Consider the following 20,985-nt stretch of genomic DNA (forward strand, 5'->3'; position numbering starts at 1 on the left):
CGGAATTGCGTCAAAACAGAGAGAGCTACCGGTCCGCCAGCGCCAGTTTGGCGCCGAGCATGACAAAGGCTCCGGCGAAGGTACGGCGCATCCAGGTCAGCACCTTTGGCCGCGACACGACATGGCTGCGGATTGACGCCGCGAAGACGCCGTAACCGACAAAGACCACGAAGGTGAGCAGCATGAAGACGCTGCTGAGCTCCAGCATCTTCGAGAGCGCATGCGGTTCGGTGGTGCTGACGAATTGCGGCAGGAACGCAAAGAAGAAGATCGACAGCTTGGGATTGAGGATGTTGATCAGAATGCCGGAGGCGATCACTTTGCCGGCCGAGCGCGGCGCGACATCTTCTTCGATGCTCAGGCCGCCCTTCTCCTTCAGCGTATTCCAGGCCATGTAGAGAAGATAGGCGACGCCGAGGTATTTCAGCGTCTCGAAGGCGACGGCGCTGGTGTGCAGCAGTGCCGCGAGGCCGGTGATGGCGGCCGCCATGTGCGGAATAATGCCGAGCGTGCAGCCGAAAGCGGCAATGATGCTGGCGCGCACACCACGCGAAAGCCCGGCGCTCAGCGTATAGAGAACGCCGGTACCGGGCGAAGCCACGACAATCAGCGACGTCAACAGGAATTCGATGCTCACAGATGGTCTCCCGGTGCTGCCCCAGCCGCCGGCAGCCTAATCAGCGAAACGTGCGGGCACAAGCCAGCCTGAGAGCCTATGCGCATTCAGATCATGCTGTTGGCGTGCAGCTTGCTATCGGCAATAGGCTGGCGAACTTCCCAGTGTTCGACGAGCTTGCTGTCCTTCAGCCTGAAAATGTCGACGATGGCCAAGCCCTCCTCTTCGGGTTCACGTTTTGCGTGCATGTGCACGATGACGAAATCCCCTTCGGCAAAAATCCGCTTCACCTCTCCCTTCACGAGGGGAAATGACTGTTTGAGCTGCTGCAGATAGGCTTTGAAGCCGTCCGCACCATCCGCAATGTTCGGATTGTGTTGGATGTAGCGTTCGCCAAAATGCATCGAAGCAGCTTCGATGTTGCCTTGGTTTACCGCTTTGTCGATGAAGTCCAGGACGATCATCTTGTTGGTCTCGAGCGAACTATGAGCCTTGGCTGGAATTGGATTTGATGGTTCATCACGCATGTTTTGCTCCGTCAGGTGCCCGCTTCTGCCCGGTGTGGACAGGAGCGTCCGCACGCCGACATTGCCAACATGATCTGTCGCGATTGTGAGATGGTCGATACGCTATTCCGCTAGATTCTTATCCAATCGTCTAATAGCGTCGTCCTATTCATCATCGGAGGATGGTTCTCATGGACGCCTTGTCCGAAGTTCTTGCTTCGCTGAGATTTGGCAGCGCCATGATCGGCAGCGCGACCCTGCATCGGCCATGGGGTATTTCGGTCGATCCGACAAGGAATGCCGCCATCCACGTCATACAGAACGGCGAATGCTGGCTGCGGCTAGCCGGTGAAAAGGAGCCGGTCCGCTTAGGCGAGGGAGACGTCATCCTTGTCGCGAGCGGCATCGGGCATGCCCTTTGCAATCCGGCTGATGCACAGACGGCATCGATATCCGCCGTCCTTTCCGCAAATCGGAGCGGACCAGAACCGAAAAGCGAGAGCGGCGCGACAACTCTTCTTTGTGCGAGATATTCACTCGACGGCGTCGGGCCATACCCGATGGTTTCGCTGCTTCCTCCGCTGATCCATTTGACCCGAAATCAGATAGGCACCAGCGAGCCGCTGCGGCTTGCCCTGGAACTTCTGCAGGTCGAAGCGAAAGGCAATCTCGGCGGCCACGACATTGTCGCCCCACGCCTTCTCGACAGCACGTTGATCTTCTTGTTGCGTGCCTGGATCGAACATCAGCCGCTCGGAACAGGCGGATGGTTTGGCGCCTTGCGCGACAAAGGCATTGCGCAAGCTTTGCGCCTGATCCACGAGCGGCCGGGCAATCCCTGGACTATCGCTTCCCTTGCCAGCGGCGCAGCACAGTCCCGCGCCACCTTCGCGCGTCGCTTCGCTCAACTGGTGGGACAGCCGCCGCTGTCCTATGTGACCCGGTGGCGGATGAACCTTGCCGCCAAGGCCCTGCGGGAAACGAACCAGAACATTGGCGAGATCGGGCGCGCCGTCGGATATGAATCGGTGCCGTCGTTCTCGCAGGCATTCAAACGGTTGACCGGACGATCGCCCGGCCTCTACCGCAGCGACTTTCGATCATCTGACTGAAGAAATTCAAACTGGGACGCCAGCCCGAGGGTCGTCATTCAAGCGTCGGCAGACCGTGAGCCCGGCGTGCCATCAGGCAGTCGTCATCGCCCGGCATGCAGGCGCGGCAGACGTCGGGACGGATGTCGTAGATGCCGCAGGCGGTCGACTTGCCGACCTCGCCGCACAGTGCCGAACAGCGCGCGCCGTCGCAGCGCATGCCGGCTTCGTCGGCAGCCACGTATTTTTGCGGGATAAGGTCGAGCTGCGCGTCATCCTCGGTGGAGAAGCGCGGCCATCTGGACGAGTAGGCGCAGCAGGCGCCACAGGTCTGGCAATCGAAGGCGACCGGATCGGCGCCCTCTTGCGGCGACGAAAAATCCTCTGCGACCGCCAGGGCAAGCAGCCTTGGCGCAGATTTCCGGCCGGCATTTTGCTGCAAGGGCGCTATTTCTTCTTCGGCTTGCGCGGCGGTGCTTCGGCCGGCGACCTGAACAGATCGGTGCCCGCTTCGGCGGCTTCACCGGTTTTTGGCGCGGCGGCCGGCTTGGTCGGCTTCACGGCGGCAGCAGGCGCTGCCGGCTGGCCCTTGGCGGAAAACTTGATGGCCATATCAATCCTCCTCAGAGAAACGCGATGATGGCGCATTCGGATTGCGAAGGCGGCCGATGAGCGCCGAAACGGCCGTGATGTTCATTTCTTCGGGCGACCAGTTCCTGGCTTCCTCGATGTGCCGGGGCGCCAGTTCGCGATGCGTGCTGCCGCTGTAGGCGGCATCCTGAAAGGTCACGCGCTCGCGGGTCTTGGCGTTTTCCCGGACGTATTCGATCAGATAATTGGGGCATTCGGCACGACCGCGTACGCCGAGCCGCACCTGGGCATCGCCGTGGACACGCCTGCATCGCTCGAGCTTTTCGAGCACGCGGCGGACATATTCGACCGGCTTGTCGAGTTCACCCACGACATCGGCGATGGTCGAATCGGCGGCGATCGCCTTTTGAGGCACGCGTTTGGTGGCCATTAGCGTTTGCCTGCGCGTTTTGGCGAGGCCGCGAGCGCAACCGCTGCCGCCATTTCGTCGGCTTCCTTTTCCAGGCGCAGTTCGCGCAGCCGCGCGGTCTTGGCTTCGCGGGCCTGGCTGACGGCATCCCGTTCGGAATTGATGCGGTCGAGCGACATCGACTGGGTCCGCGTCTTGCTAAAAATTGATTCGGCCTGGTCGCGGGGTTTTTTTGAAGTTTCGGTCAAGGTCTTTCTCCCGGTTCGGAGCGCGCCGCCGAAAAGGTGGCGAGACTGGTCTTTCGGCCAGGATCCCGCACAAAGCAATACGGCAGCCGGTTTCAAATTGCTGAAACGTCCTTAGCACGTCTAGGCCGTCGAGCAGCGCTTTTCGGCGGTAGAAGCGCAAAAATGAAAAAGGCCAGGCACCGCCTGACCTTCCATGAGAGCGCCCGCGCATCCCGAGAGACGCGCAAAGAAACGTTCTTCTCATCCGCATGAGCGGGACTTAACTTCCCCGCGACCATGCGCTGGAATTTGCCATTCACCGGTGCCAGTACATCCGTGGTCACCGGTGAGGCTGAATTCCGTTTTAGGCCGCCTTCAACTGGTCGGCGGACATCTTACCCGACTTGTTGTCGCGGACCATCTCGTAGCCAAGCTTCTGGCCCTCGACGATGTCGCGCATTCCGGCGCGCTCGACGGCAGAGATGTGGACAAAAACGTCGGCAGAACCGTCGTCAGGCTGAATAAAACCAAAACCCTTGGTGGCGTTGAACCATTTAACTGTGCCTGTGCTCATAACGAACCCTTTCCATGGCAAATATTCATTCGCCGTCATGCGGATGCATAACAACGTTTGTCTCGATTTTGATGGGGAAGTTCGTCAAAGGCGCGCCTCGGCGCGCGGATAACAAAAGTCGGTCAAACAAACATCGACAAAGTTCTTGTAGACTTCTTTGCGCGCTGTGTCAATTTTTTGATTTGCCACACTCGCAGAGACACGCGGCGGCTATCCGCGCGCCGGCACATCCGACAGCGAAAACCGGGCTATTGCCTGCCGAAAAAACCACTTGGAGCGGTTCATCGTTTCACGGAAACGATGAACCGCTCTATCTCTTTGTTTTTGCGCGATTTCGGACGGAAAACCGTTCACACTTTTCCTGGAATGGCTCCAGCCGGGAACCATTTCGGCGCCAGGGCATTTTTTCGGTGTCGAAAGCCGTTCTCGAAAGAGCGATCTTGAGAAAAGGCGGACGACAAACAGGACGCCCCCCGCGCAGATAAAAGGCACGAGGGGCGTTCCTGTGTGATACGACCATTCGCGCCGCTGCCCCTCACAGCATGCCGCGGCTGAGCCCGCCATCCACCGGCAAGGCCACGCCGGTAACATAGGTCGCCGCGTCGCTGGCCAGGAATGCGGCAACTGCGCCGAATTCGGCGGGGGTGCCGTAGCGCTTTGCCGGGATTTCAGCCTGACTCTCGGCGGCGATCACAGCAGCGTCGACACCCCTGTCGGCGGCGTCCATGGCGTCGAACTGTTTCGTCCGGTCCGTCGCAAAACGGCCCGGCAGCAACAGATTGATAGTGACGCCGTCCGCCGCCACTTCGCCGGCCAGCGTCTTGGCCCAGCCGGCGAGCGACGCACGCAGCGCGTTCGAAGCGGTAAGGCCGGGGATCGGCTCGCGGACGGAAGTCGAAGAAACGGCGATGATGCGTCCCCAGCGCCGCGCCCGCATGCCAGGCAGGAACGAAACGGCGATGCGCATCTGGCTCAGCACCATGCTGGTGAACTGCTTCTCCCAGACGCTCGCATCGAAGACGCTGGCCGCGAAGGGTGGCGGGCCGCCGCCATTGAGCAGGATGATGTCGATCCGCTGATCCTCGCCCTCGACGGCACGGATCAGCCCGGAGACGCTGTCGTAGTCGGAGAGGTCGGCGCTGAAGGTCGAGCAGATGTGGCCGGCGGCCTCGATCGCGCGCCGGGCCGCATCGAGGGTGGCCTCCCCTCGTCCGACCAGGATGACTTCGGCGCCCTTCGCCGCGAGCGCTTCGGCAACGCCGAAACCGAGGCCCTTGCCTCCGCCGAGAACGAGCGCCCTCCGTCCCTCAAGATTTGTACTTATCAAGCCAAGCCTCCTCCTGGTTCGACTGCGCAGCCTCGGGTCAGGCCTGAGGCCGTGCTTTGTGCGTGCATCAGCGGATATGCACGATAGCGTCGGCTTCGACCGGAACATTGGCCGGCAAGCCGGCCATGCCGAGCGAGCAGCGGGCGTGCTCGCCACGCTCGCCGAAAACATGGAGCAGAAATTCGGATGCTCCGTTGCCGACCTCCGAATAGGCCGAAAAGCCGGCCGCTGCATTTACATAGACGGTCAGCTTGGCGAATTTCACGACGCGGTCGAGATTGCCGTCCAGTTCCTTGTCCAGCCAATAGACGATGTTGGCCGCGCAGAGCCGGGCAGCGTTCCGCGCCGCAGTCAGATCGATCTCTCTGCCGACCTGGCCGATCGCAGCGATCTCCTGCCCGATCTCGGGGATCTGACCGGAGACATAGATGATGTCGGCGACCCGAACCGTCGGCGAGAACGGCAAAGCGGGCCGCTCGAGCGAGGGCCAGGCGACACCGAACTCCTCAAATCTTCTTCTGTACGACAAGGTGGCTGGTCCTGTTTCCGTTCGTGCGAGCGGACCTTGAATTCAGATCGGGCTTTCGGATAGCCTGATAGTGCTGACACAGCTATCAGGAATTCTTATGACTGGAGATATCGACGTCAAGCTGCTGCGCGCCTTCGTCACCGTGGCCGATATGGGAACGGTAAGCCGGGCGGCCGATCGGCTTGCCCGCACCCAGGCGGCGGTGAGTATGCAGCTTCAGCGCCTCGAGGGTGAAGTCGGCGCCGAGCTGCTGCGCCGTTCGCCGCGCGGCGTGACGCTGACCGAGGCCGGCGAGATCCTGCTCGCCTTCGGCCGCAAGGCCATCGCGATCGGCGACGATGCCAGGCGCGAGATAGAAGGCCGCAGGCTGGTCGGCCGTGTCCGGCTGGGCATCGTCGAGGATTTGGCGGTGACGCGGCTGCCGTTGATCATCGCCGACTTCCGGCGCCGGCATCCCTCCGTGGAGATCGAACTGACATCAGCCAGCAGCAGCGATCTCAGCAAGTCGCAGGGCGAAGGAAGATGCGATATCGTCATGGCCGATCCGGCACGCTTCACAATGGCGCCGCGAGGCCATCTGTCACGACAGCTGGTCTGGGCGGCAAGCCGCATGATCGAGATCGATGACGAGGTCGAGCTTCCGCTGATCATCTTCGAAGGCGCCTGCTCCTGGCAGGACAGGATGCTGGCTTCGCTCGCCGAGGCCGGGATCGGCTGGAAGATCGGCTGCCGCGTGTCGACCTTCGCGACACTGATCTCGGCGCTGAGGGCCGGGCTTGGCATCGGGCTTCTGCTGCAGGAAGGACTACCGCCCGACTGCCAAAGCCTCAACGGACGCTTCAACCTGCCGCCGGCGCCGATGGCGGATTTCGGCGTCTACCTCGCGAGGGACCCGTCGCGGCTGGTCGAGGAGTGTGGCGATTTCCTGCGGGCGGGGTTCGAAGCGTAGCGAAAATATCTGACGCCGTTCACCGTTCCTGGTCGGTCGGGCGGATGACGATCTCGTTGACGTTGACGTGTGCCGGCTGGCTCACGGCGTAGAGAATGGCCGCGGCTATGTCCTCGGCGGTCAGCGCCTCCATGACGGCGAGGCGCTTGTCCAGATCGGCCTTGAACGCCGGATTGGTGATGTGGTCGCCGAGCTCGGTGCGCACCAGGCCGGGCTCGATAACCGTGACGCGAACCTTGTCGGCGTAGACTTCGCGGCGCAGCGATTCGGAAAAGCCGACGACACCGAACTTGGTTGCTGCGTAGCCGCTGGCGCCCGGATTGGCGACACGGCCGGCGACCGACGAGACATTGACGATGTGCCCCTTGGCGGCCGTCAGATGCGGCAGCGCCGCTTTGGTGACGCCCATCAGCGCCAGCAGGTTGAGCTCGACCATGCGGCGCCAGTCGTCGAGCACCGCCTCGGCGGCCGGCGACAGAAGCATCACTCCGGCATTGTTGACGAGGATGTCGAGGCGGCTCCATTCGGCGACAACCTTGTCGACCATGACGGTGACATCGTCGTTGCTGGTGACGTCGGCCTCGATACGGAGCGCCGTGCCGCCGGCCTTTTCGATACGCGCGGCTAGCGCTTCGAGACGATCGGCGCGGCGTGCGGCAATCGCAACCTTGGCCCCGGCGGCGGCCAGCGCCACAGCCGTTGCCTCGCCGATGCCCGACGAGGCGCCGGTGACAAGCGCGACCTTGCCGGCCAGTGCGGAAGGAACAGATATCATTGTGAGGTCTCCAAAACCCCTGCCCGATCTTCAGATAGGCCGCGGGCCGCGAAGTGGAAGACCGGCTTTGCGTGGTTCTACTCGTCTGGGCCGGGCTCCGGCCAAGGCTCTTTCGCCGCCTCGGCATACCAGTGCCGCATCGCCGGCATCGAAAGCACGGCGTCGACATAGGCGCGGGTATCGGGCGCCAGCGTGCCACCGTAGGTGTCGAAGCGGGTAACAACCGGCGCGTACATGGCATCGGCCGCGGTGAAACTGCCAAACAGGAACGGCCCGCCTTTGCCGTATTTTTCGCGGCATTGCCGCCACAGATCCTCGATGCGCGCCCGTTGCGCCTCACCTTCGGCGTCGAGCGGCTTGTGGCCTTTCGGCCGGCGCAAATTCATCGGCCAGCCATAGCGGACCTCACGAAAGCCGGAATGCATCTCTGTTGCAGCCGAGCGGGCCAGCGCACGGGCGCCGATGTCGGCCGGCCAGAGCTTTTTCTCCGGAAACAGCTCGGCGAGATATTCAAGGATGGCAAGGGTTTCCCAGACGATCCGGACCTCGCCAGTCGGCAGCCGATGGTTCAGCACCGGCACCTGGCCGGTCGGCGATATCCTGGCCAGATTGGCCGCGGTCTCGGGCGTGCGCACAAGACCTTCCTCGAACGGGATGTCAAGGTGCTTCATCGCCAGCCATGGCCTCAGTGACCACGACGAAAAACACTTGTTGCCGATGAAGAGCGTGAATTCAGCCATTGTCCCTCCGGCCCTGTCTGTTCGGGCGTTCTGGTGCACCCTATCCTGTCGGCTTCGCGGCCGGAAGCTATCCCAACTCGACCGGCCGAACCCGGAACCTAAGCGATCCGCGACCGTTTCTCCAGGCGAACGGTCCAGGAGATGCGAGATGGTGAACAAGGATCAAGTTGCCGGCGTTGCCAAGCAAGCCAAGGGCTCGGTCAAGCAGACCGCCGGCAAGGCCACCGGCAACAGGCGCACCGAGGCCGAAGGCGACGTCGACAAGGCCACCGGCAAGATGCAGAAGGCTTACGGCGACGTGAAGGACAAGGTGAAGAAGGCGCTTTGAGGGTGGCCCTTCGCGAACCAGGAAAAGGCGGCTCGGCCGCCTTTTTTGCGTCCTCCCCTGCCCGTCAGAAAGTCAGGCTTTTGCTGTATGCATTGGTGAAGGTGACCTCGCCATGATCTCCGGCGGCTTCGCCCAGCACCACATCCATGCTGTTTCCCGTCACCCGCGCCAACGCAAAGCCGCCCATGAAAGCGGCCTTCGGCTTGAACAAATCGAGCCCGTTACGGTGGTAGATCATCGGCGTCGCGTGCTGGTGGCCATGGAAGATGCCGACGACGTTGTAACCCTTCAGCACAGCCAGCAGCGCCTGCCTGTCGGCTTCGCTCCACCAGTGCGGCGGACCCTTGCCGCCGTCGTCGAAGGTTTTCTCGGCGGCGTCCCATCTTTCGATCGAAAAAGTATCCCAGCCATAATGCTGGAACAGGATGACGGGGCGGCCGTCGCCGGCATAAGTCGCCAGGTCCTGCTTCAGCCATGGCAGGCTGCTGACGGCGCCATGGCCGGTATCGCCGGCAAAACGGTGCGTCTGGACAAGATGCAGACCGCCCCAATCCCATGAATAGCAGTCGGTCTCGACATCGTAGTCCGTCGCCGGCGCAGGCGGCTTGAAGAACACGCCGGGGCGGTGGTTGACCTCGACGTAGTCGCGCATTTCGCGGCGGTACCAGCCGATATGCGAGCGCGGGCCGTTCTGGTCGAGGTCGTGGTTGCCGAGGCCGACATAGACCGGCATGTGCACGCGGTCGGGGCCGACGCCTTGCTGGTAGCGCTGGCTGAACTGAAGCAACTGCGTGCCCTCGCTGGGCTGGGTGATCTGGCCGCCGCCATCATCGGTGATGTCGCCACCGACGACGAGGCCGAGCGGCGCGCCGATTTTGCCCGTCGAGCGCAGGCCGGTGGCAACGCCATCGATTTCAGCCGGCCATTGCCTGTCACCGACGCCGTTTAGTGCGGCGACATTGCGCAGCAAGGCAGCGTCGGTCTTGCCCTCCTGCTCGCAGTGCGGGCTCAATCCGTTCGCCATGCGGCAGGCATGGACATCGGCGATAAACAAGAAGGTGGCGTCGATCGGCGGGATGCGCTGCCCGGTCTGGCCGAAGGCCGGGCGCGAAACGGCGCCGGTAGCGGCAGCGGCCGCCGCCTTCATCAGGAAGCTGCGCCGGGAGACCGGTCGGGCGGAAATGCGACGCATCATGCCTAAAATTCAGCACGACGCGGACCGGCAGTCCAGTTGCTCGCAAAGTATGTCGACACGTTCTCCCAGGTCTGGCATTGCCTTCGGCATTCAACTTGCGCGAGCAGAGGAGGACGCCATGAAAACTGCATCCATCGGCATGACAATGGCCATTCTGGCGGTGACGAGCGCAGCGCATGCCTCCGCGTGCATCGACGCCAAATCGGCCAAGGCCGGCTTCATTCTCGAAAGGCCTGGCATCCACAGCGAATTTCGACCGGCGGCGGGCGGAATGGTGGCCGTGGCCAACAAATACCAGTCGCAATCGCCGCAGTCGCAGTACCTGTTCGGCGGGTTGATCGAAGTGTTTCGCGACAGCAGCACGGGGCAGCTGGCGATGATCCCGTTTTCCGATCTCAGGAAGGTGTTCCCGCTGAAGGCGGGGGCTAAGAGCAAGATCGTGTTTGCTCGCCTCGCGCCGAATAAGCCGCCGAAGGGCACCGAGACGCTGGAGATCAACGTCAAGGGCAAGGAGACGTTCAGCCTGGGTGATTGCAAATACTCCGTGCTCGCGGTCAAGCAAACCATCAGGAGCGAGGCCGGCGAGATGCGGGACGAGTTTACCGCGCTTTACGCACCCGACCTGCAGGCAGTTCTGGCCAGGCGCTATGACGAGGGCACCAGCGCCGAAAGCGTGGTCGGCTACGAGCTGATCAAGCCGCTGCCGAATTAAGAGCTCGGCCTCCCCGCCTCGGTCATAGTGAGCGACCGTCCTGCCGGCGTCAAAGGGCTCTGTGCAGTATCCTGTTACGTCGCCTCGTTCCTGTTTTGGACGACATAACTCCCTGCTCCAACGCCATCAGGCAGTCGCGCAGCACGCTTGCGTCCTGTGCGGTTTTGGCCATAGACATGGCGCCCGAATAGCTGGCGACGGCGAGCGCTGCGAAGCGCTGCGGATCGGTGCCCAGCTCCCGGCCCGCCTGCTGGTCGGCGCTGATCTTGTCGGCGATCGCCTGACGCCAGGCCGAAAAAATGCCGGCAAGGGCAATGCGGAAATCCGGATCGGCAAGCGACAGTTCATGCGCCAGGTTGTTGAGCGGGCAACCGCGCACGAAACCCTGCCGCTCCAGCTCCGCCGCGACGGCCGCGAACACGGAGCGCACGCCCTCGCGCGCTGAGGGGGCCATCCGCAACGGTGCGATCCACGTCTCTTCTACCGCGGCGGCGACCCGCTCCTCGATCACTGCGAGCGCCAGCGCCTTCTTGGTCGCGAAATGGTGGTGCAGCGCGCCGCCGGTAACGCCCGCCGTCGCCATCAGGTCACCCATGCTGGAGGCGTGATAGCCGCGTGCCTGAAACGCTGTTTCGGCGACATCGAGCACCTTTTTGCGCATGCCTTCGGGGTCGTTGGTGCGTTTTTGAGGCCGCGGGGTTGGGCGGGCTGTGGTCTCTGCTGACATTTTCACACGATAGCAGATTGACAAAACAGGACAACCGGTCTGTTTTGTAAAACAGGATGACTGTCCTGTTTTGGAGATCGAGCGATGAACCTGCCTTTGAACGCCAAATCTAAATCCGATCTGCTCGCCTCGCCCGTTGCAGAACTCAGGCAATACACGCTGAAACCCGGCCGGCGCGAGACGCTGATTGGCATCTTCGACAATCAACTGATCGAGGGCCAGGAAACCGTGGGAATGACGATCATCGGCCAGTTCCGCGATCTGGACCGGCCGGACATGTTCGTCTGGCTGCGCGGCTTCGATGGCATGGAAGCGCGGAAAAACGCTCTGACCGCCTTCTATGACGGGCCGGTCTGGGCTGCCTGGCGCGACGCCGCCAACGCCACGATGATCGATTCTGACGACGTGCTGCTGCTGAAGCCGGCCTGGCCGGGCGCGAGCCCAGACCTCTCGGGATCGAAACGAGTACCCCAGTCGGACCCCGAAGAACCAAGCGCAAGCAGTGATTTGCAGGCAATTGTTGTCATCAAGATTCATCATTTGCGACCGGGCCTGGAAGCCCGTTTTGCCAAGGATTTCCAGACCGGGGCTCTTCCTGTGCTCGCCGCACTTGGCGCACGGCCGCTTGCCGCCTTCGTCACCGAACATGCCGAAAACAGCTTTCCGCGGTTGCCGGTGCGGGCCGGCGAAAACGTCTTCATCAGCATCACGGGTTTCGCCAGCGCCGAAGCCCATGCCCGCCACGAGGCAGCCTTGGCTGCCTCCCCGGAATGGCAGGCATTCGAGCAGGCCGCGCAGCGGGAATTTGCCAGGCCCGTGGAGGTTCTGCGCCTGGCGCCGACGGCGCGATCGCTGCTCGGACAGCCAACGCCGGCGTGACCAACGCCGTCGAAGCCACCTATGTGCGCCGAACCCCTGTCTGGTTCACGCCTGAAAATACCTGGCATGGATCACCTGGTAACGAGTGGTCCATGCGGTTGCCTGCTCCAGGTCAAGGCAAACGCGCAGCAGCCGGTGATCCTCGTTCTTGCGGCCGATGAGCTGGATGCCGATCGGCAGGCCGCCTTTCGACTGGAACAGCGGCAGGCTGGCGGCCGGTTGGCCGGTGACGTTGAAGATTTCGGTGAAAGGCGCAAAGCCGTAGGCCCGGCTCGCCCAAGCCTCGTAATCGAAGACAGCACCATCGCCATGGATGGCGCCAAGCCGGGGCGGCAGGTCGGCCGTCGTCGGCGTCATGATCAGGTCGAACGCATCGAAGGCTCTCGCCATCGCCAGCGAAGCGCTGTGCACATGGTCCTGCGCTCTCAGATAGTCGGCGGCCGAAGACCGCCGAAAACAGTCGAGCGCGTGACGACTGAGGCTTTCGATTTCGCCGGCCCCCGGCATCCGCCCGATCTCTTCGGCGCGCTCGTCAACCAGCCGCGCGACCTCCGACATCCAGAAGATGCTCCAGTCCGCTTCGGCGCTGGCTTCCCCCGGGAAACGCGCCTCTGTGACCTCGTGCCCCCTGTCCTCGAGGAGGATCATGGCTTCCCGGAATTTTGCCCCGATCTCGGACGCGACGGGCGTGCCGTCCGGCCGGTGCGCCAGGCACGCGACGCGCAGACGCTCGCCGGGGGAAGACAACCAATCCAGGTAGGACGGCACCGATTTCGGCACGGAGTAAGGCGCTCCTTGTTCTGGACCGGCAGTCATGTCCAGCATGGCGGCGCTGTCCCGAACGGTGCGGGACAGGACGTTTTCGGCGTAGAGCCCGGCGCCGACCTGACCTCGACACGGTCCGACAGGCGTGAGCCCGCGCGACGGCTTCATGCCGAACACGCCGCAACAGGCAGCCGGCACCCGGATCGAGCCGCCGATATCGGAACCGTGGGCGACCGGCACCATGCCGCTCGCCACCGCGGCAGCAGCTCCGCCGCTTGAGCCGCCCGCCGTCAGCGAAAGATCCCAGGGGTTCAAGGTGGGGCCGCTAAAGCTGGGCTCGGTGACGAAGTCGTTGGCGAATTCAGGCGTGTTTGTCTTGCCCAGCAAGATCAGACCGGCGGCCCGCCAGCGCCGGACGATCTCGCTGTCGGGCTTCGCCGCGGCATCCTTGAAGTAGAGCGACGAGTGCGTCGTCGGCCACTCCCGCACATGGACGCCGGTGTCCTTGACCAGGAAAGGAATGCCGGCGAGTGCGGCCTGCCGGTTGCAGCTTGCCGCGGCGGAAAGCGCCCGGTCCGCATCGATCAGCGTCACGGCATTGATGGCGGGATTGATGCTTTCGATCGCTTCGATAGCCGCCTCGACGACCTCGACGGCGGACAATTCGCCCGAGCGAACATGACCGGCCAAGGCGACGGCATCCAGCGCCACGTATTCGGAAAGGTTCATGACCGCTCTCAGCCCGGATTGCTGGTCGCTTCGAGGTCGGCTTCATTCCGGACCTTGAAATATCCGGCGATGGCTGCCGCAACCAATGCCGGATCCTCCCAATGCGGATTGTGGCCACAGCGCGCCGCGCTTACGAACGCGGCGCCTGGGATTTCTTCAAGGAGCCGCCCCTGGTGCGTTTCGTCGAAGAGCAGGTCGCGCCTGCCAGCAATAATAAGCGCCGGCAGGCGTAGCGTGCGCGCCTTGTCGGTCAGATCGATGCGCTGAACCTGCTCCAGGATTGCGCGCCAGAGTGCCGCCGGCATGGCTGACGCCTCCTCCGCAGCCATGGTCAAAAAGTCCGCTGGAATCTCCGCCTCGCAGGCATGCCAATAGTCATAGAACGGATCGGCCGGCGATATCGGATCTCGAAGCGTCCGCACACCAATGGTCATCGGGTGGTCCTCACCGATCTGTGGCCGCAGCGTTCCGGCCATCAGCACAAGGCCGCCGATCATCTCGGGGTAGCGCGCGGCTGCCTCGATCGCCACCATGCTGCCCAGGGAATGCCCGACCAGAACCGGCCGCTCGAGCCGCAATCGCTCGATCAAACCCGCCACGTCTTCCGCGAAATCCGCTGGGGCGAAGCCGCGCGTGCCGGCCGGCGAGGCGCCATGCCCGCGCAGGTCTGGAATGACAAGCCGGCGCCCGGCGAGATGCGGCGCCAGCAATGAGAAGCTGCGGCTCGTATCGGAGAAGCCGTGCACCAGCACCAGGGCGGGCTCCTGCCCGGCGATTTCGACGCAGGCCGTTTCAGCACCGACCTCGCGCTTGCGGCCGTTCCAGCCCGCCTGATCGGCCGATATCACAGGCCGAGCTGCTGCTTGACTGCGTCGAGCGCGGGCTTGCCATCGAATGTGGTGACACCGGCAAGCCAGGCGCCGAGCCTATCCGGATTCTCCTTGACCGCCTTCAGGCCGGCTTCCTCCGGCTTCATGCCGTCATTGATGAGATAGCCCATGCCGAGATTTTCGAAATCGATATCGAAGGCGAGGTTCTTCAGCAACTGCCCGACATTCGGGCATTGCTGCAGATAGCCCTTGCGCACCTGCGTCGTCACCGTCGCGGCGCCGAAGTTGGGGCCGTAGAACTTGTCGCCGCCGCTCAGATATTTGAAGTCGTACATCGTGTTCATCGGATGCGGCGCCCAGCCCTGGAAGACGATGAAGCGCTTTTCCTTGATCTCGTAGCCGACCTCGGAAAGCATACCGGCTTCACTCGATTCGACGACCTGCCAGCCATCGAGGCCCAGCGACTTGTCGGCGATGGCGTCCATCATCAACTGGTTGGAGCCCGGCTCGATGCCGTACATCTTCCTGCCGAACTTGTCGGCGAACTTTTGCAGGTCGGCAAAATCCTTGACGCCGGCCTCCCAGACGTAAGTCGGCACGGCAAAGGTGTATTTGGCGCCGACGAGATTGACGCGCACATCGTCTACCGAGCCGTCCTTCTTATAGGGCTCGTAGTAGGTGATCATCGCCGGATCCCAATAGCCAAGGAATACGTCCAAATCATTGTTCTTCAAGGATTCATAGATGACGTTGATGCCCAGAAGCGAGCTAGCCGGCTTGTAGCCGAGCGCATCGAGCAAGACGCTGGTGACGCCGGTAGTGAAGGCAAGGTCGTTCCATCCAGGCTCGGCCATGCGCACGACCTTGCATTGCTCGGGTTCAGCCGCAAAGGCCGGCTGGCTAGCCAGCAGGACGCAGAGCGAGGCGCCCATTCCAAGGCTACGAAGCATTTCGGTTCTCCTCATTTCGCCAACAGCGTTGACCATTCGGATTTTATATTGTCCCACTGGTCAATTCTTGATCTCGACGGACGAAAATGTCAACGTCGGTTTTAGATGCATGGATCCGGCCCGTGAAACTCAAGCGTCTCAGCGACATACGCCGCAAAGAGCTGCGGCAGGCTGCCTTTGCCGTGCTTCAGCGCGAAGGCATAGCTGGCGCGACCATTGAAAAGGTGGCGGCGCAGGCCGGCGCGTCGAAGGGCATCGTGCTGCATTATTTCAACAGCAAGCGGGAACTGTTCGAGCACGCCATGCGGGAATCGAACCTGGTGCTACGGCATGCGGTGGTCGAGCGGCTGAGACAGGCGCGCACGCCAATGCAACGGATAGATGCCATCATCGAAGGCAATTTCGAGCCGCATCTCTTCCAGCCGTCCCTCTGCCACGCCTGGCTTTCACTTTGCGCGGAGGTGCCGCGCGACGAAAAGCTTGCCCGCATCCAGAAGGTGATCCATGCGCGCATGCGCTCCAACCTGCTGTCCGGCCTGCGCGGTCTGGCGCCGGCACGCGATGCTGACGAGATCGCTTTCGGCGTCACCGCCCTGATCGACGGGCTGTGGTTGCGGCTTGGCCTGCAGCCCGGCAGCGTCACGCGTGAACAGGCCATTCATCAGGTCAAGGATTTCGTCGCCACGCGGCTGGCTGTTCGGCGCGGTGAAGCCGCTGCCGAATAGACCATCGTGCCCGATAGCCGAAGTTCATACTGTGAGATAGGCCGGCGCCTTGACCACAATCGGCAACGGCGCTGCTCTCCTTACCAGACAAGACGGCAATGCGTGGGAGTGTTGGATGAGACTAGGCGGCAAACGGGCACTGGTCACCGGCGGCTCGGACGGGATCGGGCTGGCAATCGCCGAGGCGTTTTTGCGCGAAGGCGCGAATGTGCTGATCGTCGGCCGCGACGGCAAAAAACTCGACGCCGCCCGCAAGCAGCTCGGGGACGGCGTCGAAACGCTGTCGGCCGATCTGTCGGCCAGCGCCGGCATCGATGCCGTGGTCGAGCATGTCAAACGCGGCCCACCTGTCGATATCCTCGTCAACAATGCCGGCGTGGCGTTCCTGGTGCCGTTCGAAACCGTCAGCGAGGACCAGTTCCAGCAGTCCTTCGCACTCAACGTCACGGCGGTATTCTTCCTCACTCAGCGGCTGTTGCCGCATCTCGCGCCGGGCGCGGCTTCGGTGATCAACATCTCGTCCTATTTCGCGCACAAGATGATCCCGAAACGGCCATCCAGCCTCTATTCGCTGTCGAAGGGCGCGCTCAATTCGCTGACCAGGTCGCTCGCCTTCGAGCTCGGGCCGCGCGGCATAAGGGTCAACGCCATCGCGCCCGGCACGGTCGACACAGCGATGCGGCGCAGGTCGATCGAAAACCTGCCGGAAGCCGCGCAAGCCGAGCTCAAGGCCTATGTCGAGCGCAGCTACCCGCTCGGCCGCATCGGCAGGACCAGCGACCTTGCCGGCATCGCGGTCTATCTCGCCAGCGACGAAGCGGCGTGGACCAGCGGCGGTATCTTCGCCGTGGATGGAGGATACAGGGCGGGGTGAGGAGCGGTCGGCGAAGCTGCCAATCTCCCCCCTTGTGGGGGAGATGTCCGGCAGGACAGAGGGGGCGCTGTCCCGCCGACTTCTCATCGATCGCAATTCCGCCCTTAGGCCTGTTGTCCTTCTCCGCTGGTTGCAGGGTGAACAACGTTGGCGATCCTTCGCGCCCCCCTCTGCCCTGCCGGGCATCTCCCCCACGAGGGGGGAGATTGCCAGTCCCTTCAACCGATTTGCATCCCCATCGCCCGCAATCTCCGCTTGAAGGCGTTTGTGCAACGCGATACGCCGTTTGCAAATTGCAAACCGGAGAGATACGTGAGCGCGCCAGAGACCAGAACCGAAACCGATACGTTCGGTCCCATCGAGGTCGCCGCCGACCGCTATTGGGGTGCGCAGGCGCAGCGTTCGCTGGCCAATTTCAAGATCGGCTGGGAAAAGCAGCCTGCGTCGATCGTGCGGGCGCTGGGTATCGTCAAGCGGGCGGCCGCCGAAGCCAATATGGAGCTGAAGCGGCTCGATCCGGCGATCGGCAAGGCCATTATCGAGGCCTCCCAGGAGGTCATCGACGGCAAGCTCAACGAGCATTTCCCGCTGGTCGTCTGGCAGACCGGCTCGGGCACCCAGTCCAACATGAACGCCAATGAGGTGATTTCCAACCGGGCGATCGAGCTGTTGGGCGGCGTCATGGGGTCGAAGAAGCCGGTGCATCCCAATGACCACGTCAATATGAGCCAGTCGTCGAACGACACCTATCCGACGGCCATGCACATCGCCTGCGCCGAGCGCATCATCCACGACCTGCTGCCGGCGCTGAGACATTTGCATACGGCACTCGAGGCCAAGACCAGGGCTTTCGCCCACATCGTCAAGATCGGCCGCACCCATACGCAGGACGCGACGCCGCTGACGCTCGGCCAGGAATTCTCCGGTTATGCGGCGCAGGTCGCCTCGTCGATCAAGCGCATCGAGATGACGCTGCCCGGCCTGCAGGAGCTGGCACAGGGCGGAACCGCGGTCGGCACCGGCCTCAACGCGCCGGTCGGTTTTGCCGAAAAGGTGGCGTCGCGCATCGCCGCAATCACCGGCATCGATTTCGTTACCGCGCCGAACAAATTCGAGGCGCTGGCCGCGCATGATTCCATGGTCTTCTCGCACGGCGCCATCAATGCCTGCGCGGCGGCGCTGTTCAAGATCGCCAACGACATCCGCCTGCTCGGCTCGGGCCCGCGTTCGGGCCTCGGTGAATTGTCGCTGCCGGAAAACGAACCGGGCTCCTCGATCATGCCGGGCAAGGTCAATCCGACCCAATGCGAGGCGATGACGCAGGTTTGCGTGCAGGTGTTCGGCAACAATGCGGCGATCAGCTTCGCCGGCAGCCAGGGCCACTTCGAGCTCAACGTCTACAATCCGCTGATGGCCTATTGTTTCCTGCAATCGGTACAGCTGCTGGCCGACGCTTCGGTGTCGTTCACTGACAATTGCGTCGTCGGCATCGAGGCCCGCGAAGACAACATCAAGGCAGCGCTCGACCGTTCGCTGATGCTGGTGACGGCGCTTGCGCCGACGATCGGCTACGACAACGCGGCCAAGATCGCCAAGGCGGCGCACAAGAACGGCACGACGCTGCGCGAGGAAGCGCTGGCTACCGGGCTGGTCAGCGAAGCCGATTATGAGCGGCTGGTGCGGCCGGAGGACATGACGCACCCAGGGTGAGTTGATCGCGAAAACGTTACCTGAGTGAACAATCCGTAACCAATCTGACGTCTTTGGTGAACAGTCGGCATGCGCTAACTGGACGGCTATCCCAAGTCGTTTGGCCAAACCCTTCTGGAGAGTTACGCATGTCCACCAACACGTCCACCAACACTTCGTTTGCCGGTTCCGGCACCGCCTCCGGCGCCTCGGGCACGATCCTGCTCGGCCGCATCCTGCTTGCTGTCATCTTCCTGCTTTCCGGTTTCGGCAAGCTGACGGCGATTGCCGGCACGGCCGGCTATTTCGGCAGCCTCGGCCTGCCGCTGCCGATGGTGACCGCCATTGTCGTCGGCCTGATCGAACTGCTTGGCGGCCTCGCCATCCTCGTCGGCTTCCAGACCCGGATCGTCGGCTGGGTGATGGCGATCTTCACAGTCGCCACCGCACTGGTCGCCCACACCGGCTGGGCCGATCAGATGCAGATGATCAATTTCATGAAGAACCTCGGCATTGCCGGCGGCTTCCTCGTACTCGCCTCCTCGGGTCCAGGCTCGTATTCGATCGATGCCAAGCGCGGCTGAAGCAGCCCAGCATTCCTGAACAAAGGGGCGCGGAATTTTCCGCGCCCCTTTTTCGTTGTCGGTTTATATCTGCCGGCTGGAACTCTGCTAGGATCGGCCGCCGATATCGGAGGAGACCATGCCTCGCAATGCGCTGCTCTTGCTTTCCCGGCTGCTGCTCGCCGCGCTGTTCGTGCCGTCCGGCTTCCATGCGCTTGCCGACATCGCCGGCACATCAGGCTATTTCGCCGGCCTCGGCCTGCCGCTGCCGACGCTGGTGGCTTGGGCGACAGGCCTGTTTGAGCTGATCGCAGGACTGCTCATCCTCGTCGGCTTCAAGACACCGATCGTGGCACTGTTGCTCGCCGCCTTCTGCATCGCGGCCGGCTTCATCGGCCACTATGGCCAAGGCGGCGACGATCCGACGCTGACCTTCATGCATTCGCAGATGCTAATGAAGGACATCGCCATATCAGGCGGTTTCCTGGCGCTGGCGATGGCTGGTGCGGGCGCCTGGTCGGCCGACGGGCGTGGCATCGGCATCGGTGCCGAAGCGACCTGAAAGACTTTGGCGTCAGCACAGATCATCAGGCGTTCAGGAAATTGGCCAGGATGATCTCGCGCCAGACGCGGGTCGGCGTCACCCAGGCATCCCAGGCATTGTACTTGCCGGCATAGATCACCGCCGCGATGTCGGCTTCAGGCATCAGCCATAGCCGCTGTCCGCCATTGCCGAAACCGCCATACCATGGTTTCGGGGCGGCGAATGCCGGCGCCGGCGCGTCGCCGGTGAACCACAACCGGCCATAACCAAGGCCGTCCGGCGTCGAGGTCGCGGCTGTGAATGACGCGTTGATCCAGCCTTCCGACGCGATCCTCTCCCCATTGCACAGGCCCTTGCGAAGAAGGAGCTGACCGATCTTCAAAAGGTCTGGGGCCGCCAGCCTGAGGCCGGAGGCTGCGGAGGCGACGCCGTCACGACCAGCCGACCAGTGGAAGCGCTCGATGCCAAGTGGCGCGAAAAGCGCCGCGCGCGCGAAATCCGGCAGGGATTTACCGCAGCCTCTTTCAATGATCGCGCCAACCAGCGCGACGCTGCCGCCGGAATAGATCCAGCGGCTCCCGGGGTCGGCGATGATCGGCCGCTCAAGGATGAAGCGATAACGATCGGGCGCGTTCTCCATCGCGATCTCGCTGTTCTGCGGATCGCTATAGGGACGGTTTTCGTCCCACTCCATACCGAGCGTCATCGTCAGCGCATGGCCGATCGTGATCTTCGCGCGCGCGGGATCGGCGGCGAGATCAGCGTACTCGGGAAACAGGGCGAAGAGCGGCGCATCGGGTGGCGGCACCAGTCCCTTGTCGAGCGCAATGCCGTAAAGCAGGCTGACGATGCTCTTCGTCACCGAGCGCAGATCATGCAGCGTACCGGCGTCAAAGGCGATCTGCCCGATCGGGCGCCCCCATTCTTCGTCCCTGCCCTCGGCATAGTGCTCCAGGAAGACCTTCTCGGAGCGGGCAGCGAGAACGATGTGCAAGTCGCGCAACAGGCCGGACTCGAGCCCGGCAAGCAGCTTACGGTGGATCGCTGGATCGAAGCCGAGCGCTTCGGCCGCAGCTACGGACGGAGATGACGATAACTCTGGGATGGTCATGGAATTCTTCGCTCCGCGTTACCCCACCGC

The 20,985-nt window shown here is 62.8% G+C and carries 27 protein-coding genes and 1 pseudogene; 11 read left to right on the plus strand and 17 right to left on the minus strand.

Annotated elements, in window-relative coordinates:
• Positions 1–25: 25 nt before the first annotated feature.
• Together NKJ46_RS06390 and NKJ46_RS06395 are read right to left on the minus strand one after the other, a co-directional pair.
• On the minus strand, positions 26–637 hold the full coding sequence (locus NKJ46_RS06390; RefSeq protein WP_352663270.1) for a LysE family translocator: 612 nt from the start codon (positions 635–637) through the stop codon (positions 26–28).
• Between the two features lie 86 nt (positions 638–723).
• Positions 724–1,143, minus strand: coding sequence for a nuclear transport factor 2 family protein (locus tag NKJ46_RS06395; protein ID WP_352663273.1), 420 nt, complete (start codon positions 1,141–1,143; stop codon positions 724–726).
• Between the two features lie 218 nt (positions 1,144–1,361).
• Between NKJ46_RS06395 and NKJ46_RS06400 the strand changes: the two are divergent.
• Both NKJ46_RS06400 and NKJ46_RS06405 read left to right on the plus strand, forming a co-directional pair.
• A pseudogene (locus NKJ46_RS06400) lies at positions 1,362–1,805 on the plus strand (cupin domain-containing protein); the annotation flags it as partial.
• A gap of 96 nt (positions 1,806–1,901) precedes the next feature.
• Positions 1,902–2,234 carry a helix-turn-helix domain-containing protein gene (locus tag NKJ46_RS06405; protein WP_352663370.1) on the plus strand — a complete coding sequence of 111 codons (333 nt, stop codon included), beginning with the start codon at positions 1,902–1,904 and terminating at the stop codon, positions 2,232–2,234.
• Between the two features lie 34 nt (positions 2,235–2,268).
• On the opposite strand, the gene NKJ46_RS06410 is transcribed toward NKJ46_RS06405, so the two are convergent.
• The 7 genes from NKJ46_RS06410 to NKJ46_RS06440 all read right to left on the minus strand — a co-directional run bounded on the left by NKJ46_RS06410 (position 2,269) and on the right by NKJ46_RS06440 (position 5,870).
• Entirely contained in the window at positions 2,269–2,610 is a 342-nt protein-coding gene (locus tag NKJ46_RS06410; RefSeq protein WP_352663372.1) for a YkgJ family cysteine cluster protein, read from the minus strand.
• A gap of 50 nt (positions 2,611–2,660) precedes the next feature.
• Complete coding sequence (locus NKJ46_RS06415; RefSeq protein ID WP_352663276.1) at positions 2,661–2,825, minus strand: hypothetical protein; 165 nt, start codon at positions 2,823–2,825, stop codon at positions 2,661–2,663.
• A 1-nt stretch (position 2,826) separates the two neighbouring features.
• Complete coding sequence (locus NKJ46_RS06420; protein WP_352663278.1) at positions 2,827–3,234, minus strand: hypothetical protein; 408 nt, start codon at positions 3,232–3,234, stop codon at positions 2,827–2,829.
• Complete coding sequence (locus NKJ46_RS06425; protein WP_352492637.1) at positions 3,234–3,461, minus strand: hypothetical protein; 228 nt, start codon at positions 3,459–3,461, stop codon at positions 3,234–3,236. The genes NKJ46_RS06420 and NKJ46_RS06425 overlap by 1 nt, the downstream gene beginning before the upstream one ends.
• A gap of 343 nt (positions 3,462–3,804) precedes the next feature.
• The gene (locus NKJ46_RS06430; RefSeq protein ID WP_010915421.1) at positions 3,805–4,014 is read right to left on the minus strand and encodes a cold-shock protein; all 210 of its coding nucleotides are present in this window, start codon (positions 4,012–4,014) and stop codon (positions 3,805–3,807) included.
• A 535-nt stretch (positions 4,015–4,549) separates the two neighbouring features.
• Positions 4,550–5,341 (minus strand): SDR family oxidoreductase, encoded by a 792-nt coding sequence (locus NKJ46_RS06435; protein ID WP_352663281.1) that lies wholly within the window; start codon positions 5,339–5,341, stop codon positions 4,550–4,552.
• 67 nt (positions 5,342–5,408) lie between these two features.
• Positions 5,409–5,870 carry a RidA family protein gene (locus NKJ46_RS06440; protein WP_352663284.1) on the minus strand — a complete coding sequence of 154 codons (462 nt, stop codon included), beginning with the start codon at positions 5,868–5,870 and terminating at the stop codon, positions 5,409–5,411.
• A 97-nt stretch (positions 5,871–5,967) separates the two neighbouring features.
• Between NKJ46_RS06440 and NKJ46_RS06445 the strand changes: the two genes are divergently transcribed.
• Positions 5,968–6,819, plus strand: coding sequence for a LysR family transcriptional regulator (locus NKJ46_RS06445; protein WP_352663287.1), 852 nt, complete (start codon positions 5,968–5,970; stop codon positions 6,817–6,819).
• Between the two features lie 19 nt (positions 6,820–6,838).
• On the opposite strand, the gene NKJ46_RS06450 is transcribed toward NKJ46_RS06445, so the two are convergent.
• Together NKJ46_RS06450 and NKJ46_RS06455 are read right to left on the minus strand one after the other, a co-directional pair.
• Entirely contained in the window at positions 6,839–7,594 is a 756-nt protein-coding gene (locus tag NKJ46_RS06450) for an SDR family NAD(P)-dependent oxidoreductase (RefSeq protein WP_352663290.1), read from the minus strand.
• Positions 7,595–7,671: 77 nt separating this feature from the next.
• Complete coding sequence (locus NKJ46_RS06455; RefSeq protein WP_352663293.1) at positions 7,672–8,334, minus strand: glutathione S-transferase family protein; 663 nt, start codon at positions 8,332–8,334, stop codon at positions 7,672–7,674.
• Between the two features lie 148 nt (positions 8,335–8,482).
• Between NKJ46_RS06455 and NKJ46_RS06460 the strand changes: the two genes are divergently transcribed.
• Entirely contained in the window at positions 8,483–8,662 is a 180-nt protein-coding gene (locus NKJ46_RS06460; RefSeq protein ID WP_254820647.1) for a CsbD family protein, read from the plus strand.
• Positions 8,663–8,726: 64 nt separating this feature from the next.
• On the opposite strand, the gene NKJ46_RS06465 is transcribed toward NKJ46_RS06460, so the two are convergent.
• A complete protein-coding gene (locus NKJ46_RS06465) occupies positions 8,727–9,857 on the minus strand; it encodes a metallophosphoesterase (RefSeq protein ID WP_352663296.1) in 1,131 nt (376 codons plus the stop codon).
• A 118-nt stretch (positions 9,858–9,975) separates the two neighbouring features.
• Between NKJ46_RS06465 and NKJ46_RS06470 the strand changes: the two genes are divergently transcribed.
• Entirely contained in the window at positions 9,976–10,569 is a 594-nt protein-coding gene (locus tag NKJ46_RS06470; RefSeq protein ID WP_352663299.1) for a hypothetical protein, read from the plus strand.
• Positions 10,570–10,618: 49 nt separating this feature from the next.
• On the opposite strand, the gene NKJ46_RS06475 is transcribed toward NKJ46_RS06470, so the two are convergent.
• The gene (locus NKJ46_RS06475; protein ID WP_352663302.1) at positions 10,619–11,230 is read right to left on the minus strand and encodes an LmrA/YxaF family transcription factor; all 612 of its coding nucleotides are present in this window, start codon (positions 11,228–11,230) and stop codon (positions 10,619–10,621) included.
• A 150-nt stretch (positions 11,231–11,380) separates the two neighbouring features.
• On the opposite strand from NKJ46_RS06475, the gene NKJ46_RS06480 reads away from it, so the two are divergent.
• Positions 11,381–12,175: an NIPSNAP family protein gene (locus tag NKJ46_RS06480; protein WP_352663304.1), complete on the plus strand. Its 795-nt coding sequence runs from the start codon at positions 11,381–11,383 to the stop codon at positions 12,173–12,175.
• Between the two features lie 45 nt (positions 12,176–12,220).
• Here NKJ46_RS06480 and NKJ46_RS06485 read toward each other — a convergent pair whose 3' ends face one another.
• Genes NKJ46_RS06485 through choX form a run of 3 tightly spaced genes read right to left on the minus strand, consistent with a single transcriptional unit; the run spans position 12,221 to position 15,449 of the window.
• On the minus strand, positions 12,221–13,669 hold the full coding sequence (locus tag NKJ46_RS06485; protein WP_352663306.1) for an amidase: 1,449 nt from the start codon (positions 13,667–13,669) through the stop codon (positions 12,221–12,223).
• A gap of 8 nt (positions 13,670–13,677) precedes the next feature.
• The gene (locus tag NKJ46_RS06490) at positions 13,678–14,517 is read right to left on the minus strand and encodes an alpha/beta fold hydrolase (protein ID WP_352663308.1); all 840 of its coding nucleotides are present in this window, start codon (positions 14,515–14,517) and stop codon (positions 13,678–13,680) included.
• Positions 14,514–15,449 carry a choline ABC transporter substrate-binding protein gene (choX, locus tag NKJ46_RS06495; RefSeq protein ID WP_352663310.1) on the minus strand — a complete coding sequence of 312 codons (936 nt, stop codon included), beginning with the start codon at positions 15,447–15,449 and terminating at the stop codon, positions 14,514–14,516. The genes NKJ46_RS06490 and choX overlap by 4 nt, the downstream gene beginning before the upstream one ends.
• A gap of 122 nt (positions 15,450–15,571) precedes the next feature.
• On the opposite strand from choX, the gene betI reads away from it, so the two are divergent.
• The 5 genes from betI (at position 15,572) to NKJ46_RS06520 (ending at position 19,862) form a co-directional block, all read left to right on the plus strand.
• The gene (gene betI, locus NKJ46_RS06500; RefSeq protein ID WP_502903364.1) at positions 15,572–16,174 is read left to right on the plus strand and encodes a choline-binding transcriptional repressor BetI; all 603 of its coding nucleotides are present in this window, start codon (positions 15,572–15,574) and stop codon (positions 16,172–16,174) included.
• 115 nt (positions 16,175–16,289) lie between these two features.
• The gene (locus NKJ46_RS06505; RefSeq protein WP_352663314.1) at positions 16,290–17,048 is read left to right on the plus strand and encodes an SDR family NAD(P)-dependent oxidoreductase; all 759 of its coding nucleotides are present in this window, start codon (positions 16,290–16,292) and stop codon (positions 17,046–17,048) included.
• 312 nt (positions 17,049–17,360) lie between these two features.
• A complete protein-coding gene (gene fumC / locus NKJ46_RS06510) occupies positions 17,361–18,758 on the plus strand; it encodes a class II fumarate hydratase (protein WP_352663316.1) in 1,398 nt (465 codons plus the stop codon).
• 128 nt (positions 18,759–18,886) lie between these two features.
• Positions 18,887–19,321, plus strand: coding sequence for a DoxX family protein (locus tag NKJ46_RS06515; protein ID WP_352663318.1), 435 nt, complete (start codon positions 18,887–18,889; stop codon positions 19,319–19,321).
• Positions 19,322–19,439: 118 nt separating this feature from the next.
• The gene (locus NKJ46_RS06520; protein ID WP_352663320.1) at positions 19,440–19,862 is read left to right on the plus strand and encodes a DoxX family protein; all 423 of its coding nucleotides are present in this window, start codon (positions 19,440–19,442) and stop codon (positions 19,860–19,862) included.
• A gap of 25 nt (positions 19,863–19,887) precedes the next feature.
• Here NKJ46_RS06520 and NKJ46_RS06525 read toward each other — a convergent pair whose 3' ends face one another.
• Positions 19,888–20,955 (minus strand): serine hydrolase domain-containing protein, encoded by a 1,068-nt coding sequence (locus NKJ46_RS06525; protein WP_352663322.1) that lies wholly within the window; start codon positions 20,953–20,955, stop codon positions 19,888–19,890.
• Between the last annotated feature and the right edge of the window lie 30 nt (positions 20,956–20,985).

Source organism: Mesorhizobium sp. M0166 (genome assembly GCF_040322255.1).
In the GTDB taxonomy this organism is placed as follows: domain Bacteria; phylum Pseudomonadota; class Alphaproteobacteria; order Rhizobiales; family Rhizobiaceae; genus Mesorhizobium.

Bases quoted from the DNA above. Each gene is read 5' to 3' on its own strand.
- NKJ46_RS06395 (WP_352663273.1), bottom strand. From the start codon at position 1,143: ATGCGTGATGAACCATCAAATCCAATTCCAGCCAAGGCTCATAGTTCG.
- NKJ46_RS06415 (WP_352663276.1), bottom strand. From the start codon at position 2,825: ATGGCCATCAAGTTTTCCGCCAAGGGCCAGCCGGCAGCGCCTGCTGCC.
- NKJ46_RS06420 (WP_352663278.1), bottom strand. From the start codon at position 3,234: ATGGCCACCAAACGCGTGCCTCAAAAGGCGATCGCCGCCGATTCGACC.
- NKJ46_RS06430 (WP_010915421.1), bottom strand. From the start codon at position 4,014: ATGAGCACAGGCACAGTTAAATGGTTCAACGCCACCAAGGGTTTTGGT.
- NKJ46_RS06445 (WP_352663287.1), top strand. From the start codon at position 5,968: ATGACTGGAGATATCGACGTCAAGCTGCTGCGCGCCTTCGTCACCGTG.
- NKJ46_RS06450 (WP_352663290.1), bottom strand. From the start codon at position 7,594: ATGATATCTGTTCCTTCCGCACTGGCCGGCAAGGTCGCGCTTGTCACC.
- NKJ46_RS06455 (WP_352663293.1), bottom strand. From the start codon at position 8,334: ATGGCTGAATTCACGCTCTTCATCGGCAACAAGTGTTTTTCGTCGTGG.
- NKJ46_RS06460 (WP_254820647.1), top strand. From the start codon at position 8,483: ATGGTGAACAAGGATCAAGTTGCCGGCGTTGCCAAGCAAGCCAAGGGC.
- NKJ46_RS06465 (WP_352663296.1), bottom strand. From the start codon at position 9,857: ATGATGCGTCGCATTTCCGCCCGACCGGTCTCCCGGCGCAGCTTCCTG.
- NKJ46_RS06470 (WP_352663299.1), top strand. From the start codon at position 9,976: ATGAAAACTGCATCCATCGGCATGACAATGGCCATTCTGGCGGTGACG.
- NKJ46_RS06475 (WP_352663302.1), bottom strand. From the start codon at position 11,230: ATGCGCAAAAAGGTGCTCGATGTCGCCGAAACAGCGTTTCAGGCACGC.
- NKJ46_RS06480 (WP_352663304.1), top strand. From the start codon at position 11,381: ATGAACCTGCCTTTGAACGCCAAATCTAAATCCGATCTGCTCGCCTCG.
- NKJ46_RS06485 (WP_352663306.1), bottom strand. From the start codon at position 13,669: ATGAACCTTTCCGAATACGTGGCGCTGGATGCCGTCGCCTTGGCCGGT.
- choX (WP_352663310.1), bottom strand. From the start codon at position 15,449: ATGCTTCGTAGCCTTGGAATGGGCGCCTCGCTCTGCGTCCTGCTGGCT.
- NKJ46_RS06505 (WP_352663314.1), top strand. From the start codon at position 16,290: ATGAGACTAGGCGGCAAACGGGCACTGGTCACCGGCGGCTCGGACGGG.
- NKJ46_RS06515 (WP_352663318.1), top strand. From the start codon at position 18,887: ATGTCCACCAACACGTCCACCAACACTTCGTTTGCCGGTTCCGGCACC.
- NKJ46_RS06520 (WP_352663320.1), top strand. From the start codon at position 19,440: ATGCCTCGCAATGCGCTGCTCTTGCTTTCCCGGCTGCTGCTCGCCGCG.
- NKJ46_RS06525 (WP_352663322.1), bottom strand. From the start codon at position 20,955: ATGACCATCCCAGAGTTATCGTCATCTCCGTCCGTAGCTGCGGCCGAA.